Here is a 19,854-nt window from a genome sequence, read left to right as displayed (position 1 = left end):
CTATAAAAAAAGCCATGTAATTATATTTTTCATTTTGCTGGTCATTTCTATGACAGAGGTGTATGGCAAACATCTTGGAATGCAAGGAATTAGGAATCATTGGGTGTATAATATCGGATTTGTGTACGTAGAGACAGTCTTGATCCTGTTTTATTTATCCATACTTATCAATGATAAGTTTAGCAAAAGAATACTCCGTTATACGGCCATAGCTTTTGGTGCATGGGGTATAATTACCAGTTTATCTATATCTCCAATCACACAATTTCACAATTATAACTATACGTTTGCCGGTATCTTAATCATATTAGGATGCTTGACATTCTTTTATAATCTAGTAACAAATGAAACCTATATGGACCAGCAACTTTGGAAAGTTCCTGACTTTTGGATAGTCTCTTTGATATTGCTGTTCTATAGTGCTTCTTTACTATTTTTTTCTTTCTTTCTTTATGTGATAACTTTAGAGCAGTCTTCATACCGATTTCTAAGCTTTGTAATAAAAATAATCGGTGGTACGATGTATTTGAGCTTTGGGCTATTGTATTACTTGGCTTTGCTAAAAAAAGAAAGCTCATTGGATATTCCAGCTGATTTCAAATATTCAAAAAAACTAAGTGTCTAACTAAAGTCAAGGGAATGAAAGTGACTTATCATGGAAAATGAAGGATCAGGATTATTCGTCATCATTCTCATGGGTATCTTTTTGATGCTCTTGATGGTTTCTTTTATAGTTTTAATGCTTTTGTATCACCGTCAAAAACAGATCAAAAACCAAGAAAAACTGAAAGCCATACAAACCGAGTATGAAAAAACCATGTTGAATGTGGAGAAAGAAATCAGGGAGGAAACCCTAAGTTTTGTAGGACGGGAACTCCATGACAACATCGGTCAACTACTATCCTTGGCAAAAATGAACCTTTCCAGTGCTAAACCTGAAAAAGTAGCCAACGGAAAGTTTATGATCAATGATATCATCCGGGAAGTACGGGGACTATCTAAAATATTGAACCTAGAATGGCTGGAAGGATATTCCTTGGAAACTTTCATCCAAAAGGAATTGGATAAGCTTACACATGCGGAGTTTTGTACGACCTCATTTGAATCACGTGTTCCAGAACTGATGTTGAACAAGGATGAGAAATTGATCCTGATCCGTATCATTCAAGAGTGCATCAATAATGCCATCAAGCATGCCCGTCCTAACCATATCTCTATAACTATCCATGAGCAGGATCAGCATACCTGCATTCATCTGCGAGATGATGGAGTAGGTTTTGATATACAGGTGAGAGGGGATGGTTCAGGACTAATCAATCTGAAAAAACGTATGGAAACCATCGGAGGTACTTTGAGAATTACCAGTAGCGTAGGAAATGGCACTTCTATTGAACTTTTTTTGCCTAAATTCGGTATATAGCCTATATTCAGACATATTTACCTCACTTTACTCTCAATGATCCGTATAGCGATAGCTGATGACCACAAACTTTTTGCGAAAGGTATTAAGTCCTTGTTGGAGGAGGAGGAGGATTTTAAAATAAAAGGAATTTTTTTTACTGGTAATGAGTTAGCCACATTCGCACAACAAAAATCAATAGACATTGCTCTTACTGATATGAACATGCCAGGTCTCGATGGAATTGGGGTGATCAAAGCCATCAAGGAGGTCAGTACAAAAATCAAAGTGATTGTGCTTTCTATGTACGATGATCCATTGATTTTCGATAAATGCATTAAGGCCGGCGCTAGTGCTTACATGCTCAAGGATTCTGATACTGATGAACTTATTTATACCATTCGAGAGGTATATGAAGGAAGTTACATTGCCGACTATCGCAAAATCTTAAATGAAATTGAAAATAGTACTTTTCCTGATTTTTTCAGCGATAAGTTTAGACTTTCTAAACGTGAATTACAAATCATCAAAAAAATCCGAGATGGCAAAACCAATCGTGAAATTGCTGATGATCTAGCCCTCTCTCAGCATACAGTAGAAACTCACCGCAAAAAGATTCACGCAAAGCTAGGTGTATCTTCGGTAGCTGAGCTTGTCAACAAAGCCAATGAAATGCGCCTATAATTATCAGGCACCCGGTAAGGCAATTCCCTTCACTCTTCTATACAATGCTAAGGCATGCTTATCTGTCATGCCAGAGATGAAGTCTATCAACGAACGTAACAAAGCATAGGTATGTGTGTGATTTTCCCAGTCAGCACTTGATAGCTCCTTGGGCAATAACCGAAGGATACTCCTATCTTTTCCTGAAAAAAGCTCTGTCTGATAAAACTTATGATTGATGGCCGTAGAAAATACCTCTAAGAGACCCTCTATCACTTGAAATCCTGCTGCTTCTTTTTCTAAGACAGGTTTAGAGCGATAAATTTGGCTGACAGAAATTTTTACGATTTTTGCTAAAGCTTCTGCAGAAGGTATGATATCTGTCAAAGCCTGATCAAACTCACCTTCTAGCATCGCCTCTTCTTGCTGAATAAAAGCTTGCACCACTTCCTCCACCAATCTGCTAATCGCCATTGCCCGTAATACCGCTAACTGCTGGGACTCCTTGTTGTACTTTTGAAGTTTTTCAGGTTGATACTTCTCTTGTAAGATTCCGGAAAGTAGCCTTATCCCTTCCTCCCAACTCACTAGTCCCAAGGTGCACCCATCCTCAAGGTCAATGATACTATAGCAAATGTCATCAGCAGCTTCCACCAAAAAAGCCAGCGGATGTCTCAACCAACATTCGGAATTCACTTGTTTCAGACCTAGCTTTTCTGCCAAATACGCATAATCACCCATCTGATCGGCAAAAAATCCATATTTCTTTTGAGATCTTCGAGTTTTGCTCTGCTCAAACAATTGAGAAGGTCTTGGGTACTTGGTAAAGGCTGCCAAGGTAGCCAACGAAAGCTTCAATCCATTCTCCTTAGAAACTAACATCCGGAAGCCTTGTGCGTTTCCCTCAAACTTGCACAAATCCTCCCACTCCAAAGACTTCACATGTCTTTGCCAAACCTGTCCATAAGGATGAAATTTGAAGAAATCAGAGATGGCATCTTCTCCTGCATGTCCAAAGGGAGGATTGCCAATATCATGAGTCAAAGCTGCAGCGGCCACAATAGCGCCCACATCCGAAGGGGAAATCCCCACTGATTGAAGCGACGCATACTTTCCAAGTAAATATTCTCCTACTGATTTACCTAAAGACCTGCCAACACTAGACACTTCTAGGCTATGTGTTAATCGCGTATGAACAAAATCATGCTCTGGTAAAGGAAATACTTGTGTTTTATCTTGAAGATTACGAAAAGGTGCTGAAAAAATAATTCGATCATAATCGCGTTCAAACTCTGTACGAAAGCGTTCATTAGAGGGGATAGCCCTGTTTTCAGGATCAAATCTTCCAGCTGCCAGTAATTTTTCCCATTGCATCATGCTCAAAATTACTCCAGAATGCGGAAATTCCATAAAGAATCTACAAGCGCTTCATGATATCGTTGTAATTAATCCCCATATGAGAAGTGTCATAGGTGGCTTTACCATCTTTGATTAAAATGATTTGAGGAGACTCATGATACACATCAAATTCTTTAGAAATCGAGTTAGAAATGTCTCTATGAGCAATCAAATCTAAAAAGAAAGGATCTACTCGATCAAAATCTTCTGTTTTCCAATTGCGCTTCAAGCGATCCCAAACCATGCTACTAATCGAGCATCGGGTACTATGCTTAAAAATCAAAACAGGCTTCTCTAGACTTTTTTCTTTGATCTCCACTAACTGATCGATTGACTCTAATCTATTCCAATTCATAGGTTGCAGATATTACTCAAAACAAATGTTTTTACCTTTAAATAAGTTCCCGTAACCCCACATATCAATTTGCACGATTTTTGGTACTATTCATGTAATGACTATATCTTTATAGAGGCTTTTACGTTCCCTAAAACAGCGCTTACTTAACTACTCATCTATGCATTCCCAGCCATCTTGGTTTTTGATTCTGCTCTTACTTTCCATTTCATGTACTTCCATCAAGCCGCATAAAGCACATCAGATGGAAACAACAGAACTTCCTGCTACCACCTCATATATTAATATCCCCATCGTTTTTCCACTTTCTTACCTAGAGGACAATCTCAACAAAGACTGGAGCAATCAACTATTTGCTGACAAGGGTTTACCTATTGGAAATGGTATGAAAGCAGATTTAGATGTCAAACGAACCGGAAAAATCAAACTGACAGCTGGACCGAATAATACGCTGAAGGTCAAAGCCCCCATGAACCTGAAAGGAGATTTCCAGATCGAACGGAAAGTTTTTGGTCAAAATCTTTCTACCAACTTTCCATTCAATGAAAATCTTATTCCTGAGATAAGTTTCGTTCCTGAAATCGGCAGAAACTGGGATATCCAAGTAAAAAATCTTCAGATTGAAAGTTGGGGAAAATCTATGAAATATAATTTTCTCGGTTTTGAGATTGACTTAGACAGGGTAGTAAAGTCCCAACTACAAAAAGTCTTAGATAATCAACTCTCAGCCGCTGGTTTGACTCGCTTTGATTTTAAGAGCATGGCCCAAGAAACTTGGGATGCTTTTGCCAAACCCTACAGTGTCGAACAAGAGGGAATGATGGTCCACTTTTATGGTGTCCCATCCAAAATTCGTGTCAAAGAAGAGATCACCATGGATCAAAAAATGACCCTTTACCTAGGAATTGAAGGAAACATGTACTCAGTCATCGGTCAAAAACCAACTACACCAAAAGTCCCTTTACCAAACATTTATTACAATGATGACACTTCTAATACCCTCGATCTTTTGCTCCCACTAGCGTTACCTTACAAAGAATTAGATATCTATTTGAATCAAGCTATGAGCGGCAAAGAAATCCGTACAGATAAAAATACGGTTGTCATTCCATCCAACCTCAAAACCCAGCAATACGGAGAAAAAATTCTGCTCACCATGGACTTCAAAGCCATCCGAAAAGGGAAAAATGAAATTAAAGGACAGTTTCTATTTGCCGGCCAACCTGTTTTTGATGAAGAAACCGAAAGTTTAGGCCTCGAAAGTGCACAATTTGATGTTAAAACTTCCAATCTGCCTGCAAAGCTCGCCATCAACTCCAAAAAGTCTAGCATTCTCAAGCAAGTCAACAAGATGTCCTCTTATCCCCTCTCAGGTTTTTTGAGGGATACAAGAAAAGAAATGCAGCAATTAGGGTACTTTGAAACTGATTTTGCCAATTTTCGGGTTCGAAATCCCGATGTAGCGATTGAAGGAATATATGTAACTCCTGAGGATATAAAACTTTTTATACGAGCGGATGGGATTATGGAGGTGCGATTGAAGTAATAGAGGATATTAGTTGATATTAGAATACTTGGATATTGGATGGGGTGGAGAGATTTATAGGAGTGGAGAGGGAAATAAGGTGGAAATAAAGTTGAAATAAATCCCTGGCGCTCGGAGCGTGAACTTCATTTATTTACTTCAATTGATTATCAAAGAGGGCTAGTAGTTGTTGGATGTCTTTTTCTATAGCTTTTTTGTGGAAACGTCCACGGGGGTGAGATGCAGTAGTGATGAGTTCGGCGACTTCCTTATCCAGTTTGGAGTCATAAAGACTGTATTTAAGAGTCAACCAATACTGCTTTTCTAGCCCTAGATCTCCTCGCACAATGTATGTTTTATCTTCCTCAGCATTGTAAGCATACTGCATCACAGGAAACTCCCAGTCATAATGCCTCCGATCCCAGGTTTGAACTCGCAACAGATAGCGGATACCGGCATCAGTAAAGAGGCGCTGATAATTCCGTTGGGTCGAAAAGTCATGAATCCCTGCCATCGTTAATCTAGCTCGATCATACCTGCTGCACAGTACCTCTTGAAAATCCCGTTCTTCTAATTTGCCCAGAACAATGGGTCTGATGGTCATTAGTTCCTTCTCCGTCAGCTCCCTCGGAAACTCCACAAATACTCGCTCCGAAGTATCCACCACCTTAAACGGCATCACCTGATAGCTCTGTACCCGGTATTCCCGTGTACCAACACATGAGGTGAGGATGAGAAGGATAAGAAATGCGGAAATTTTCATAGATATCCTTATTGTTGAATATGAAGATATAACCGAGAGAAATCTAAATAAGCACTTATTTCAACTAACATGCCTCATCTTTAAAGTAATATCTCCAATGTTAAAGGTATAAAGGGATGCTGGTACAAATGAACATAAATTGGATTATCGATGCCAATAAAAAAAACTTATGTGGATGGATATTCTCTTCCAATAACTGCTGAATACTATGAAATAACATCACCGTCTTACCAACACGTCTAGGCCCCATCAAAACCAAAGCCCTTCTGATAGATTTTTCCTTCACAAATGGAAAAAATAAATCAAAATAAAGGCGTTTCGCCATTATTTTGTAAATCTCTGATAATTGCCTGGTAAGCCACCATGGATTTTCATATCGAAAGCGCTCAATAATTTTCTCTGTAGGAATAAGATTAAACCCAGGCATAAAATCGCTTATTTTGATAAAAATAACAAAATAAACAGATTACGATCTGTCTAATTTTACAAAAATGTATCAAATAGACGATTATCGATGAATATTCCCCCTTATTTTAACAGGCCTTCCACAGGCCAACAGGCTGTGTGTAGGATAGGAACAAAATTTTTACATGACTTGCAATAAGGTACATAGTTTATGCAGTCACAGCGTTTGCCTTTCCTGTAACATTTACATTTTCTGTAAATTTCTGCGTATTCCGCGCCTTCCGTGAGAAAACCCCTTATCGGATCAACTCCCCATAACTTCTAATCCCCTTCTTCTCTGCCAATTTCAGCAGCTTCATCAATAATTGCGCTGTCAAATAGGCGTCACCAGCAGCCGTATGTCGATCGTCGAGAGTAATCTGATACCGTTCGCAGAGGCTATCCAAGGAATACTCCCCAGGCTTGCCCATGCTGCTATCATAGTGTGGACCTTTTTCAAGCCTTACTGCCAAACTATGTGTATCCAACACTGGATTCAAAAACTTGCGAAATCCAAATGGTTTCAAGGCTTTAGTCAACATCTCCAAGTCAAAGCCCACATGATGCCCGACTAAAATACTGTTTCCAATGTATGTTAAAAATTGCTCTCCAAAGGCTTGTAAATCTATCAGCTCCCCCGGCTGCAAAATTTCATGCACCTCAATCGCCTCTCTGCTTCGGGCGGGTGTGCGTAAATACCACTCCAAGCTTTCTTGCATGTTTATTTGAAAGCCCCTCAGCTTCACCGCGCCAAAGGAAAGGATATAATCTGTTTTAGGCTCCAATCCCGTAGTTTCTGTATCCAAAACTACAAAAGGCAAAAAGCTCAGCCCTCTTGACGCAGGGATTTTTTGACCAAAACCCGCCTCATACGCTGCTATAAACTCAGCTTTTTTATGGGGAGAAGAAAACAAAAAATCAAATATTCCCATACCTAGCCTGCAAAAAAGTCTGTTTGAAACCGAACCTTAATCATCTTTTGCAATTCATCGATGGGAGAAAAGGTGTTTTTCAACAATTGACGCTGCAATTTTCCCAAAGCTTCTGGGCTGATGTATCGGCCTGAACTGTTATTTTTCAGACCTTCAATGGCCCGCATTCGCATCAAAATCTCATAGGCTTTCCCCGCCTCTTGCATCAATTCCGTGTGATTCGGCTCTAACTCTATCAACTTTTCGAATCGCTTGTAGGTATTATTCACTCCAATCACTCGATGGCTCAACACCAATAAACGTGCAATGTCTGTCAATGGCATCATCGCTCGTAGCTTGATATCAAATTTATCTTTTTGCTCTCCAGATTTTTCCACAATGAAGTTGCGGAAAAATCCTAAGGGAGGAGGGTTAAGTAGTGCGTTTTTTGCTAGGAAATTGAGGAAGATTTTCTTCTCTCCAATCTCTTCGTAAATATGTTGACTCATCTCCTCAGCCAAGGATTTAGTGCCATAGATGGGTCGAAAATCAAAAAAAATCGTGGCATGCAAAACAGCCTTTTGGCTTGGAGTAAGTATCCAATCGGAAAAATATTGTTTCCATTGGGCAAGCGGCTGACACCATCGGATATTATTGGCCATCATATCGGCAGGGCAAGCCTGAAAACCACAGCAAAGCAAGCCTTCTACAACCTCTTCGCCCAAGCGCAAGAAATAGGCTTGAGTACGCTCTAATTTTTCTTGTACAACATCTTCAAATACAATGGCATTATCCAAGTCTGTTCGCAGCAATTGTTCTTCCCTTCCTTCACTGCCTAAGGAAAGAAAACAAAATTTCACTTGCTCCATACCCGGATATTCATCCGCAAGTTTACGTTGGGTCAATTGGATAATCCGTTGGATGATGATGTCATTGATCTCTGTAATGATGTTGGCCACAAAGTCCATCGAGACCTCATTTTCGAGGTAGTAGAAAAGTAACTTCTCCGCTCGGTCTCTCAATTTACCCATCTCGGAAATCTCCCATGTATTCATCAAGGCATGAATCAGCACGGCAGGACTATTTCCTTGTGATAAAAGAATATCATGGTCAGATAAAATTCCCACAACAGGGCTCTGGTCAGTCCCATCTTCTGTAAAAATCAAATGATGTAATCGGAATTTAATCATCGTAAGATACAACTCCGAAAAGAGTGCATCTTTCTTTTTAGTCAATACAGGGGACGTCATTAACTCCGTAACAGGAGTTTCGAAACTTTTCCCTTGTGCCACTAGGCGATTGCGGAGATCTTTATCGGTGATAATTCCCAAGGGATGATTGGTCTCATTGACGATAACAATTGACCCTACTCCAGTATCCGCCATTTTTTTAGCAGCCTGTTGAATGGTTAACTCTGGGCCACACGTCAGTACATCTTTTGAGAAATTCAAGTCTGACTGACCTGTAAAAATCAGTAAACCATTATCTTTGGAAATTTCTGAAAATTCAGTGCGTGCTCTTTGAGATTGGGAAAGATCAGTACGCACCACCACTTGCCCTGAAGCAAAGCCTGCTGCAAAATACAAGGCTACCCGGCTATTTTCAGTGAGAATCTTATCAAAACTTGCTACAGGAATCGCATAAAGTAAGGAATCCTCCAATGTTTTAGCTGTCAAGCGATAAGGCCTTTTGCCCAACAGCGCTAATACACCAAATACATCTCCCTCATCACATACCTCCACAATTTTTTCCTCCTGCTCAATATAATCTACCAATGAAATAGACCCCTCCTTTAAAACAAAGAAATAGGGTTGTGCCGGATCTCCTTTGGAAAATAACAACTCATCTTTCCCAAAATACCGAATTACCACCCCCTGTGACACTTCTCCCAAAGCCTCCTCCGTTAAAAACGAAAACGGGGGAAATCGCTTGAGAAATTCTTTAACACGATTGGCGATGACGTTGCTCATTGATAGTGAACAGTTAATAGTGAGAAGTGAACAGTTGGGTGAATTTAGTAATAAGTTGATTAAGTTTTTGGTGGCTGAGCAAAGTCGAAGCCAGTATTGTAAGGTCAACGGTCGACTGTCTACTGTCCACGGCTCGATTATGGTAGAAATACGATTATTCTTTTATAATATCTAAATCAATAGTTGACATTAGTTGAAAGTTCATCATTCGGCATTTGATATTCATCATTTGAAATTTTATTCTCCCTTAATACATCAATTCCCCTAGAGGATTAAAAATCCTCATTATCTCTAGTTCGAGATTACAAATCTCGAACAGCTCTCCAATTTAACAATGAACAGTCATTCTATTTTATGTAGGAAAATCGCTTATTCCCTACACGCCTCGAGTCTATAGTCTCATGTCTAGCATCTCGCTTCTTTCAAGAGAATCCCTACTTGGTACTTGGTTCATAGTACTTGGTACAGTTCAGTGATTAGTCCTCCAAAGTCCACGGTCGACTGTCAACGGTTTCGTGGGTAGTAAGCTTACTGTTTACGTTTCTTACTACCTGAATCCCTACTTGGTACAGTTTCCAAAAGGATAAAAAACTTTTCCAAAGTTTTCAACTTTGGAAAAGTTCCACCTGCTCGATACATTGAATCCTAAATCAAGTTACTCTCATCAACTTCTGAACCTATAAATCAAGGCAATAAATCCTGTCGGTCGTACCTATGGCACTTTTAAAGCGTACATATCTACTTTTCCGTGGGTTTACCACGGCTAATATGTGGACCATCCCTACGGGACTATTTACTTAACTCTCAAACTTCAATTAGTTCCTAAGACTGTCTCGATTCTTGTGTCTTGATTCTTGTGTCTTGATTCTTGTTTCTAATATCTCGTTTCTCGCTTCTCGTTTCTCGCTTCTATCCATCACTTTTTCCCAGCAATAATCTGATTGACTACTTCGGGATCCAAAAGGGTCGATGTATCGCCTAGATTACTGGTATCGCCTTCGGCTACTTTTCGTAGGATTCTACGCATGATTTTACCTGAGCGGGTTTTTGGTAGACCTGGTACGATCTGTAACTTATCTGGCTTGGCGATTGGACCGATGATTTTTGCCACCATATCCTTGATTTCATTGATCAGGTTTTCTTCTGTTCGATGAGAGGTGTCGCAAATGACATAAGCATAGATTCCTTGACCTTTGATTTCGTGTGGGTAACCCACTACCGCTGATTCAATGACCAATGGATGTTCGTTGATGGCATTTTCGACTTCCGCAGTACCCATTCTATGACCAGACACGTTGATGACATCATCTACACGGCCTAGAATTCTATAATAGCCGTCGTGGTCCCTCTTGACTCCATCACCAGTAAAATACATGCCTTTATATGTAGAGAAATACGTTTGCTTGCATCGCTCGTGATCACCCCAAGTCGTACGGATCATGGAAGGCCAAGGAAACTTGACACAGAGATTACCTTCAACGGAATTTCCTGTTAACTCATTCCCTTCTGGGTCTACAATTGCCAGCTGAATTCCTGGAAGTGGTAATGTAGCAAAAGCTGGTTTGGTCGGTGTTATTCCAGCGATCGGAGACACGAGGATACCTCCGGTTTCGGTTTGCCACCAAGTATCTACAATCGGACAACGTGACTTGCCCACGTGTGTGTAATACCATTTCCAAGCTTCCTCGTTGATAGGCTCTCCTACCGAACCTAGAACTTTCAAGGAATCCAACTTGTAAGGCTCCAATGGCTCTGTACCATAGGCTTGCAGTGCTCTGATAGCCGTCGGTGCTGTGTAAAACTGATTTACTTGATGCTTATCAATAACTGCCCAAAACCTACCTGCATCCGGATACGTCGGTACGCCCTCAAACATCAGTGTAGTAGCACCCGCCAATAATGGTCCATATACAATGTAGGAGTGACCTGTAATCCAGCCAATATCTGCAGTACACCAATAGACATCTCCAGGGGAGTACTGAAATACATTTTCAAACGAGTATTTAGTATACACCATGTAACCTGCAGTGGAATGTACAACCCCTTTGGGTTTACCTGTAGAACCTGATGTGTACAAGATAAAAAGTGGATCTTCTGCGTCCATGGTTTCGGCTTTATTGGCAGAAGATACCCCTTCAGTCACATCATGCCACCAAAAATCCCTTCCTTCCTTCATCACCACCTCTTGCCCAGTCCGCTTATAAACAATGACTGATTCCACTGATGATTTCTCCAAAGCTTCATCCACCAAGGCTTTTACAGCGATTTTTTTATTACCCCGGAAGTTTCCATCTGTAGTTAACACTACTTTTGCCTGACAATCATTGATCCGGTCAGCCAATGCGGAAGCAGAAAAACCTGCAAAGACAATGGAGTGAATGGCTCCTATGCGCGCACAAGCCAACATGGCTACCGCTGCTTCCGGTACCATCGGCATATAAATGATTACACGGTCTCCTTTTTGAACACCTTTGGAAAGCAAAACATTGGCAAATTGACAAACCAGCTCATAAAGTTCTTGATAGCTGATATTTCTACTTGCTTCTGTCGGATCACTTGGTTCCCAGATAATCGCTGTACGGTCACCGAAGGCAAACAGATTTTTCTCAAAAATATTCTCGGTGATATTGAGTTTTGCATTGACAAACCACTGGACTTTGGGTTCATCAAAATTCCACTTCAATACTTTATCCCATCTTTTTTTCCAATGAAAGGAGTCTGCAATCCTTGCCCAAAAGTTTTCTGGCTCTGTAACTGACTTTTGATACTCATAAAAGTAACCGCTCAGCGTGTGGATTCTATCACTCATAATGTTTGTATTTTTGGTTATTGAAATTGATTTCTAATTCAGTAAAGATTTGACTTTCAATACCAAATCCTTGGTAGAGAAAGGTTTAGTCAGGTACAGATCTGCACCAAGGTTGAGACCTTTTTGTATATCTTGTTGCTTACTCTTAGCAGTCAAAAAGATTACTTTCATCTCTGGATACAAAGACTTCACATGTCTACAGACTTCGTATCCATCTACCTTAGGCATCATGATATCTAAGATGAGTAAAGCTGGCATCCTATCTTCAATAATCCCCAAAGCCTCATCACCATCCCGAGCAATAAATACCCTGTAGCCTTCTTTTTTGAAGAGAAATTCAAGGGAAAGCAGGATATTTGGCTCATCATCTACAATCAGTATATTACTCATACATTTTTTGGGTTTCGGGTTCAACATTTTTTTCTTGGAATAATGGCAATGAAAAACTAAAACAGGTAAGTCCATCTTTTCTTTCAACACCGATTATTCCTCCATGATATTCTATTATTTTTTTAGAAATAGCTAATCCAAGCCCACTTCCAATCGGCTTTTTTGAGGTTTGATTTTTCGCTTGGAAAAATTTATCGAAGATATAGGGCACTTCCTCAGCCGGTACTCCTTTTCCATCGTCATAGACTTCCACTTGTAAGTAGTTATCTGTCACAACCGCACGAATTTCAGTGAGGCTATTGGCAAACTTGCTGGCATTCGAAAGTAAATTAAGCACCACTTGCTTAACCCGGTCTTCGTCTACAGCTAATTCCAAAGCATCAAATGGCAAATCCATTGTAAATGCAATCTTTTTTTCCTTAAATACTTGAAACATACTTTCGCAGGCCTGCAGCAAAAGAATCTTGATGTCGGTGGATTCTAGATTTAATTTTTGTCTACCAGAATCGAATCGCTCCAAATCCAACACCTGATCAATCAAACGTGTCATTCGGCTCGTTTCTTGAATGATAATATCGAGGAATTTTTTTCGATCTTCTTCTGGAAGATCTTCATCCAACAAGATTTCAGAAAAAGCCCGGATAGAGGTCAGGGGAGTTTTCATCTCATGAGTAACTGTGGAAATAAACTCATCCTTTAGCATATCATTCAAGCGTAATGTTTCATTAAGTTTCTGCAGTTTAGTGGAAGCCTTGGTAAGCTCCTTACTTTTTTGCTTCAACTCTAAATTTAAAAATTTCAATTCCTGGGTTTCTCTCAAAATCCCTAACACCTCTTCCATACTAATCTCTTCTTCCTTCACTACAGAGGCTACCATAATTCGTGCAGATGCTGTTCCTATCACACCGGATAACAAACGTTCTGAATAATTCACCAACTCCGAATTAACCGCTCCTTTAACTTCAAGCGAGCTTCCTGTCATCGCCTCAAACTCTTGAAGCGCTTCATCGGTTTTCACTTGACCTAGAAAATTCACCAATAAGGCCTTTAAATCCGGTAGATATGCCTGACCTTTCCAGATAATGGAGCTATCAAGAGTCGTACTGTATTTAAAAATATCTACAAAAACTACCGCCTGATTGTGTTCCTTGGAGGACTGAGTCAACAACAAAGAAAGAAAGACATAAGCAAATGTATTGATAGTCAAACTAAAGAATAACCCATGACTGATTGGGGACATGCCTTCCATTCCAAACAAGGAAGACGGCTTCAATGCAGCGATGCCCATAAGCCCCTCGGAAAGAAACGTCTCTGGTAAATACCCTGCGGTTACGATAGTTGGTGTCACTAACGTAAAAAACCAAACTCCAAATCCTGCAATAATTCCAACTGTTGCGCCAATCTTTGATCCTTTTTTCCAGAACAAACCACCAATTATGGCAGGTGTAAGTTGGGCAATGGCCACAAAAGATATGAGGCCGATAGAGACAATAGAAAATTTTCCTGCAACTTCTTTGTAATATGCATAAGCCAGGATGATGATTAAAATTATGGTCACCCGACGAATCCAAATGACGGTTTCCCCCAAACGCAATTGAAACTTCTTTTTAAGCTTGTCATTGGACAATATCACTGGTAGCACTAGGTTATTACTGACCATATTACTTAATGCAATCGTAGAGACGATGATCATTCCTGTAGCAGCAGAAAAGCCACCCAAATACACCCCAAGTGCCAACCAATCTTGATTGTAGGTAATCGGCAGGGCGAGAACAAAGGTATCTGCATCGACTGCCTCTCCTTCAAAATGGACCAAACCACCAAGAGCTATTGGCAAAACAAAAACATTGATAATCAATAGATACAACGGAAAAAGCCACATGGCTTTATCCAAATGGTTTTCATCGTGATTTTCTACGACAGAGACTTGAAACTGTCTAGGTAAAAACAGGATAGCCATCATAGACAAAATCCCCATCCAAAACCAATCGGTGGATGCAATTTCATCCCCAAACACAAAAAGGTGATCAAAGCCTCTAATAGAAGCTTGGGTAAAAATGTCCTGAAAACCATCGTACACGATGAAGGTAACAAATACCCCAACAACCAAAAAAGCTACTAACTTGAAAATAGATTCAAAAGCGATCGCTGTCACCAAACCATCATGGCGAGCTGTTGCTTCTACATCTCGTGTGCCAAAAAGAATGGTAAACAACGCCAAACCTAAGGATAAGTAAAAGGCGGCATCTGAATAAAAAGGAAGGAGATTGCCACTCATCTGAAAATCACCGGTTGTCAATATTTCGAAAGAGGAGGCGATAGCTTTGATCTGAATGGAGATATAGGGTAAAATTCCTAAAAGACAGAAAACGGTGACAATTCCACCTAAACTGACGCTTTTACCATAGCGAGAAGAAATAAAATCTGCAATAGAGGAAATACGCTGCACCTTACTGACCCGAATCATCTTTCGCATCACAAGCCACCATAGAGGAGCTATCAAACTAGGACCAATATAAATGGTCAAGAATTCCAATCCATTAGTTGCTGCATATCCCACAGAACCATAATAGGTCCATGCAGTACAATATACCGCTAAAGAAAGTGCATACACATACGGATTGGAGGCATAACTTTCCCCTTTTTCAGAAGATCGTTCCGAAAACCAGGCAATGGCAAACAGTAATGCCAAATACCCAAAGGTAAACGCTATGATTATTCCATTACTAAGCACTCTTTTCTTCCTTTTTGGACTTGCGTATTACGATGTAGGTCAACACAATCAAAAACAACCAAATCCCAAAAACCATCGCGTACAAAAGCGGCACCCCTCCAATAGTGGATTGGATATTATAGAGCTTCATCACGGGATAATTCAACAAAAAAATCCCTAAGACAAACACGCTCCACAGCAACTGTACTTTATTTGATGATTTCATGACTTCTTCTCAAATCGTTAAGATACAATTTTTTGATATCAGATTAAAGAAAAGATACCTTGACTGTTCATCCGATAGTTCATGTTTTTTTTAAATTCTTTGTGCCTTGGCATCCTTATGGCTGATTGGCCACAAAGACGCGAAGGCACAAAGGTTATTGTTTAAATTATCTCAGCCTTTACAACTCTCATATGAAAGCGACAAAGTCAGGAAAATTCAGTAAGTTATTAATGCTCTTGAGCAGCCCCAGCGCCTCTCGGAATTCTGATTTCTTGGATCATATCCTGAACTTTTTGAGGTGGGGCAGGGGTCATTTTAGAGACTGTGTAGGTTACTACGAAATTGACCAACATCCCTACAGAGCCTATCCCTTCTGGAGATATACCAAACCACCAGTTATCTACATTATTCAATTCAGGGCTGATAAACTTGAAGTAACTAATATAGACTATCGTAAATACCAAGCCAGAAATCATCCCCGCAATGGCTCCTTCTTTATTCATACGGCTCGAGAAAATCCCCATAATTATAACTGGGAAGAAAGATGCTGCTGCCAAACCAAAAGCAAAGGCAACTACCTCCGCTACGAAGCCTGGAGGATTCACACCAAAGTATCCTGCCAAACCAACTGCACCAGCTGCAGAGATTCTCGCAATCAACAATTCTCTTTTCTCAGTCATATCAGGCTTGAATGTCCTGAACAAATCTCTTGAAACAGATGTAGAAATCACCAACAATAACCCTGCAGCTGTAGATAAAGCCGCTGCCATTCCACCGGCGGCAACCAGACCGATCACCCAGTTTGGAAGATTAGCAATTTCAGAACTTGCTAACACCATGATGTCTTTATCAATTTTCAATTCATTAATTGCTGGATCAGCAGAATACTGTACAATTCCGTCTCCATTTTTGTCATCTACAGAAATCAGATTCGTTTTTTGCCAATTCCCTACCCAAGCTGGTAATTGGTCCACTGGCTTATCTGCAACTGTTTCGATCGCATTGTAGATACCAAAAGCAGCTACTGCGGGAGCCGTTGTGTAAAGGATCGCAATAAAAACCAACGCATAACCTGCTGATAAACGCGCATCTTTTACGCGAGGTACTGTAAAGAAGCGTACAATTACGTGTGGGAGCCCCGCTGTACCTACCATCAAGGCTAGGGTAATCGCGAAAATATCAATCATCCCTTTTCTACCCGAAGTATAGGCTGCAAATCCCAAGTCAGTCAATACACCATCCAATTTATCCAACAATGGAGTACCGTCAGCAACAACACCACCCAAACCTAACTGAGGTATTGGATTACCTGTCAATTGCATGGATATAAAAATTGCAGGGACCATATAGGCAAAAATCAACACACAATATTGTGCTACCTGCGTATAGGTGATTCCTTTCATCCCGCCCAATACAGCGTAGAAGAATACAATACACATCCCAATGATTACACCTGTGTTGATGTCTACTTCCAAGTATCTAGAAAATACAATCCCAACACCCCTCATTTGTCCTGCTACGTAAGTGAAAGAAATGAAAAGAGCACAAATCACGGCTACTACACGTGCTTTATTAGAATAATAGCGATCGCCTACAAAATCAGGAACGGTAAATTTCCCAAACTTCCGAAGATAGGGGGCGAGTAAGAGTGCCAATAACACATAGCCTCCTGTCCATCCCATCAAATAAACTGATCCATCATAGCCAGAGAATGCAATGATCCCTGCCATAGAAATAAAAGATGCGGCAGACATCCAGTCAGCGGCTGTTGCCATCCCGTTTGCCAGAGGAGAAACGCCTCCACCTGCCGTGTAAAATTCTTTTGTGGAACCTGCTCTCGTGTAGATAGCAATTCCTATATAGAGGGCAAATGATGCGCCTACCAATATATATGTCCAAGTTAAAATATCCATTTGTTTGGTTGATTTTGGGGTTATTCTTCGTTTACGTCAAATTCTTTATCCAATTGATTCATTCTATAGACATAGACAAAAATCAATACCACGAACGCATAGATGGAGCCCTGCTGAGCAAACCAAAAGCCTAATTTAAAACCTCCCAACCTGATGGTGTTGAGTTGATCAACCAAGAGAATTCCGAAACCAAAGGATACGGTGAACCAAATGACCAATAGGATAAGAAGTGTCCGTAGATTCTTCTTCCAGTAGGCCTGCATTTTTTGTTTGTTGTCTGACATAGTATGGAGTATTATAGAAAGATGTGGGTTTGTAAGATAAATTCTCCAGCCCCTCCAGCTCTTCTGAAATTTTCAAAGAGTGGACGATGACCGTATTGTAAAGTGATTTTTGCGTGATGACCATTCAGTAAGTAATTAATACCGAGGTCATATTGCCAAGAGCTTTCTTCAAAAAACTCAAAGTTCTTATGGGTAAGCGCTCCAAAAGGCTGCAAGCGCCCTTTACCATTTAATAAACTCTGCGGAAGCAATAAGCCTGTCTGAGAATAAAATATTTGTCCTGTACCAATAGTAGGTTGAGCATTGCCAGGCCCATTCTGTGTAGTACCAGCACCAAAGCCTACATTCATAATTCCTACATTCCGTATGTAGTTAGGCCCAAAGTCATAATTGTAAAACACATTGTAGTTAGTCAATGCGATACCTTTTGCTTTATTGAGGGGGAGATCCAAGAAGGTATCAAAACCCAACAGCAACATATCGTGTGTTTCGACGGCTCCACTTGAATTCCTAGAATTAGTAGCTCCTTTATGGTGATGCCATCCAGCACCAACATTGAAGACAGACTTGGTGCCTAGATAAGTTCCTACAAAAAAAGGAAGTTTGTTGTTCTCCGTTTCCAAAAACTGATAGGCCAAGTATCCTTGGGTAGCCCAGTTGTCATTGATGACATTGGCAGCAATGGGGCGTTGAGTGTTTGCATCGTATCTCCCACCTCCACCTACAGAAAATGGCTTATTCAATGCCGCTCGGTAATCCCATTTACCTACCTGTCCTTTGGCATAAAACCCAAATTGACGTGCAAATTGGTCTGTAAGCTCTATCAAAGGCCAGTTGAAAATCGGCGCATCTACTGCTAAGAAATTTAGGGTACTGTGGCTTGTCATTCTGGAAATCCCATTCCAGTAATGAAGCCCCATCCCAACATAGAGTTCATTGGAAACTTTGAACTCTGTCCATATATCATGGAAGAATAGTTGAGGCTTTTTAGCAGACATTCCTGCTGCAGCGCCTACTCCTGTTTCTGGATTAACAGTTACAGGAATATTTCCTGGATTACCTGTGGCACCTCCACCGGGAACGCCTCCATTTGTAAATGTTTGATTATTGATACCCCAATGGGTAAGGACCATAAATCTGGGGGAAATTTGGGCATAAGCTAGGAAACGAGCCCTTCGGATACCAATATCCGCGGTAGTCCTGCGTGGGGTACCGTCCACACCTAAAGTGCCTGGATTATTCTCTGTGACACGTGCCCACATCTGATTCCATACGATGAATCGGATGTACTTGGAACCGTCGTTCGTTAGATTAAGCGTGAGTGGCTTATACGAGTGATCAGTGATGTCATCTTTGGCGGCTCTGAAGTTGGCAAGTGAATCTTGCGCAACAGCTGATTGGAAAAAGATGATCCCAATGAATGCACTCATCAACCATTTGATAGAGGTTTGCATTGTATTTTGGGTTTTGTTGATGTTGACTGATTGCAGTCGGGCCCGACCAACAAGTCTAAGTTGACAAGATGCTACCCAAAATAAAAAATGATGATAGATATTTGTAAATTTACTATAGCGAACAAAATATAATTCGGATTAGCGATTTTTGAAGCGCTCCCACTTGATAATCATAAACTTATCTCCTAATTCCGTGATAAGCATACCCGTATCGGTCAAATTCTCCTTCTGAGCCATAAATTTGACCAACTCGGTATGATTGAGCACACGATAGGTAGGCCTGTAATCGTAGCTTTCGGGGGCTTTGATTTTGTATTGCTTGACCCAGTTCATGACCGAGACATGACTGACACCTAATATTCTTTCGATTTCACGATAAGAGATTCCTTCGATATATAGCTGCAAAGCCTTGACAACATAATACTTGTCAATAGCCTTACCAAGCTTATTTACAGTAAAATGATAGCCACATTTTTTACATTTAAAACGCTGTCTTCCTCCAACAACGCCACTTTTAACAATTTTCTCTTGTTCGCACTTTGGACATGTAGGCTTTTCCATGGGAATATTTTGGGTTTGATATACTAAATTAGCGAAACTATAACTTATTAGCAAGATATAGATTTTCGCTAGATTT

The 19,854-nt window shown here is 40.3% G+C and carries 18 protein-coding genes; 4 read left to right on the top strand and 14 right to left on the bottom strand.

Annotation, left to right across the window (positions count from 1 at the left end; translation table 11 throughout):
• Nucleotides 1–79: 79 nt before the first annotated feature.
• Genes IPZ59_RS06335 through IPZ59_RS06325 form a run of 3 tightly spaced genes read left to right on the top strand, consistent with a single transcriptional unit; the run spans nucleotide 80 to nucleotide 2,083 of the window.
• A complete protein-coding gene (locus tag IPZ59_RS06335; RefSeq protein WP_236139037.1) occupies nucleotides 80–625 on the top strand; it encodes a hypothetical protein in 546 nt (181 codons plus the stop codon).
• Nucleotides 626–655: 30 nt separating this feature from the next.
• Complete coding sequence (locus IPZ59_RS06330) at nucleotides 656–1,420, top strand: sensor histidine kinase (RefSeq protein WP_236139036.1); 765 nt, start codon at nucleotides 656–658, stop codon at nucleotides 1,418–1,420.
• Nucleotides 1,421–1,456: 36 nt separating this feature from the next.
• The gene (locus IPZ59_RS06325) at nucleotides 1,457–2,083 is read left to right on the top strand and encodes a response regulator (RefSeq protein ID WP_236139035.1); all 627 of its coding nucleotides are present in this window, start codon (nucleotides 1,457–1,459) and stop codon (nucleotides 2,081–2,083) included.
• A 3-nt stretch (nucleotides 2,084–2,086) separates the two neighbouring features.
• On the opposite strand, the gene dgt is transcribed toward IPZ59_RS06325, so the two are convergent.
• Both dgt and ytxJ read right to left on the bottom strand, forming a co-directional pair.
• The gene (gene dgt / locus IPZ59_RS06320) at nucleotides 2,087–3,472 is read right to left on the bottom strand and encodes a dGTP triphosphohydrolase (RefSeq protein ID WP_236139034.1); all 1,386 of its coding nucleotides are present in this window, start codon (nucleotides 3,470–3,472) and stop codon (nucleotides 2,087–2,089) included.
• A 7-nt stretch (nucleotides 3,473–3,479) separates the two neighbouring features.
• The gene (gene ytxJ / locus IPZ59_RS06315) at nucleotides 3,480–3,815 is read right to left on the bottom strand and encodes a bacillithiol system redox-active protein YtxJ (protein WP_236139033.1); all 336 of its coding nucleotides are present in this window, start codon (nucleotides 3,813–3,815) and stop codon (nucleotides 3,480–3,482) included.
• A gap of 160 nt (nucleotides 3,816–3,975) precedes the next feature.
• On the opposite strand from ytxJ, the gene IPZ59_RS06310 reads away from it, so the two are divergent.
• Nucleotides 3,976–5,361 carry a DUF4403 family protein gene (locus IPZ59_RS06310; protein ID WP_236139032.1) on the top strand — a complete coding sequence of 462 codons (1,386 nt, stop codon included), beginning with the start codon at nucleotides 3,976–3,978 and terminating at the stop codon, nucleotides 5,359–5,361.
• A gap of 133 nt (nucleotides 5,362–5,494) precedes the next feature.
• On the opposite strand, the gene IPZ59_RS06305 is transcribed toward IPZ59_RS06310, so the two are convergent.
• From IPZ59_RS06305 to IPZ59_RS06250, 12 genes are all read right to left on the bottom strand, one after another.
• A complete protein-coding gene (locus tag IPZ59_RS06305) occupies nucleotides 5,495–6,103 on the bottom strand; it encodes a hypothetical protein (protein ID WP_236139031.1) in 609 nt (202 codons plus the stop codon).
• A 100-nt stretch (nucleotides 6,104–6,203) separates the two neighbouring features.
• On the bottom strand, nucleotides 6,204–6,530 hold the full coding sequence (locus IPZ59_RS06300; protein WP_236139030.1) for a hypothetical protein: 327 nt from the start codon (nucleotides 6,528–6,530) through the stop codon (nucleotides 6,204–6,206).
• Nucleotides 6,531–6,804: 274 nt separating this feature from the next.
• Nucleotides 6,805–7,479 (bottom strand): 3'-5' exonuclease, encoded by a 675-nt coding sequence (locus tag IPZ59_RS06295; protein WP_236139029.1) that lies wholly within the window; start codon nucleotides 7,477–7,479, stop codon nucleotides 6,805–6,807.
• Nucleotides 7,480–7,481: 2 nt separating this feature from the next.
• Nucleotides 7,482–9,428, bottom strand: coding sequence for a DUF294 nucleotidyltransferase-like domain-containing protein (locus IPZ59_RS06290; protein WP_236139028.1), 1,947 nt, complete (start codon nucleotides 9,426–9,428; stop codon nucleotides 7,482–7,484).
• 916 nt (nucleotides 9,429–10,344) lie between these two features.
• Complete coding sequence (gene acs / locus IPZ59_RS06285; protein ID WP_236139027.1) at nucleotides 10,345–12,237, bottom strand: acetate--CoA ligase; 1,893 nt, start codon at nucleotides 12,235–12,237, stop codon at nucleotides 10,345–10,347.
• Between the two features lie 33 nt (nucleotides 12,238–12,270).
• A complete protein-coding gene (locus tag IPZ59_RS06280; protein WP_236139026.1) occupies nucleotides 12,271–12,627 on the bottom strand; it encodes a response regulator transcription factor in 357 nt (118 codons plus the stop codon).
• Nucleotides 12,620–15,319 carry a sensor histidine kinase gene (locus IPZ59_RS06275; RefSeq protein WP_317208042.1) on the bottom strand — a complete coding sequence of 900 codons (2,700 nt, stop codon included), beginning with the start codon at nucleotides 15,317–15,319 and terminating at the stop codon, nucleotides 12,620–12,622. The genes IPZ59_RS06280 and IPZ59_RS06275 overlap by 8 nt, the downstream gene beginning before the upstream one ends.
• Nucleotides 15,320–15,353: 34 nt before the next feature.
• Nucleotides 15,354–15,566 carry a hypothetical protein gene (locus tag IPZ59_RS06270; protein WP_236139024.1) on the bottom strand — a complete coding sequence of 71 codons (213 nt, stop codon included), beginning with the start codon at nucleotides 15,564–15,566 and terminating at the stop codon, nucleotides 15,354–15,356.
• A 227-nt stretch (nucleotides 15,567–15,793) separates the two neighbouring features.
• Nucleotides 15,794–17,479, bottom strand: coding sequence for a sodium:solute symporter family protein (locus IPZ59_RS06265; protein ID WP_236139023.1), 1,686 nt, complete (start codon nucleotides 17,477–17,479; stop codon nucleotides 15,794–15,796).
• Nucleotides 17,480–17,499: 20 nt separating this feature from the next.
• The gene (locus IPZ59_RS06260) at nucleotides 17,500–17,763 is read right to left on the bottom strand and encodes a DUF4212 domain-containing protein (protein WP_236139022.1); all 264 of its coding nucleotides are present in this window, start codon (nucleotides 17,761–17,763) and stop codon (nucleotides 17,500–17,502) included.
• A gap of 11 nt (nucleotides 17,764–17,774) precedes the next feature.
• Nucleotides 17,775–19,217 (bottom strand): porin, encoded by a 1,443-nt coding sequence (locus IPZ59_RS06255; protein WP_236139021.1) that lies wholly within the window; start codon nucleotides 19,215–19,217, stop codon nucleotides 17,775–17,777.
• Between the two features lie 138 nt (nucleotides 19,218–19,355).
• The gene (locus tag IPZ59_RS06250) at nucleotides 19,356–19,778 is read right to left on the bottom strand and encodes an IS1/IS1595 family N-terminal zinc-binding domain-containing protein (RefSeq protein ID WP_236139020.1); all 423 of its coding nucleotides are present in this window, start codon (nucleotides 19,776–19,778) and stop codon (nucleotides 19,356–19,358) included.
• Between the last annotated feature and the right edge of the window lie 76 nt (nucleotides 19,779–19,854).

Source organism: Mongoliitalea daihaiensis (assembly GCF_021596945.1).
Classification (GTDB): Bacteria; Bacteroidota; Bacteroidia; order Cytophagales; family Cyclobacteriaceae; genus Mongoliitalea; species Mongoliitalea daihaiensis.
The sequence above is the reverse complement of the archived record's forward strand: the minus strand, read 5'-3'. Positions and strand labels throughout refer to the sequence as shown.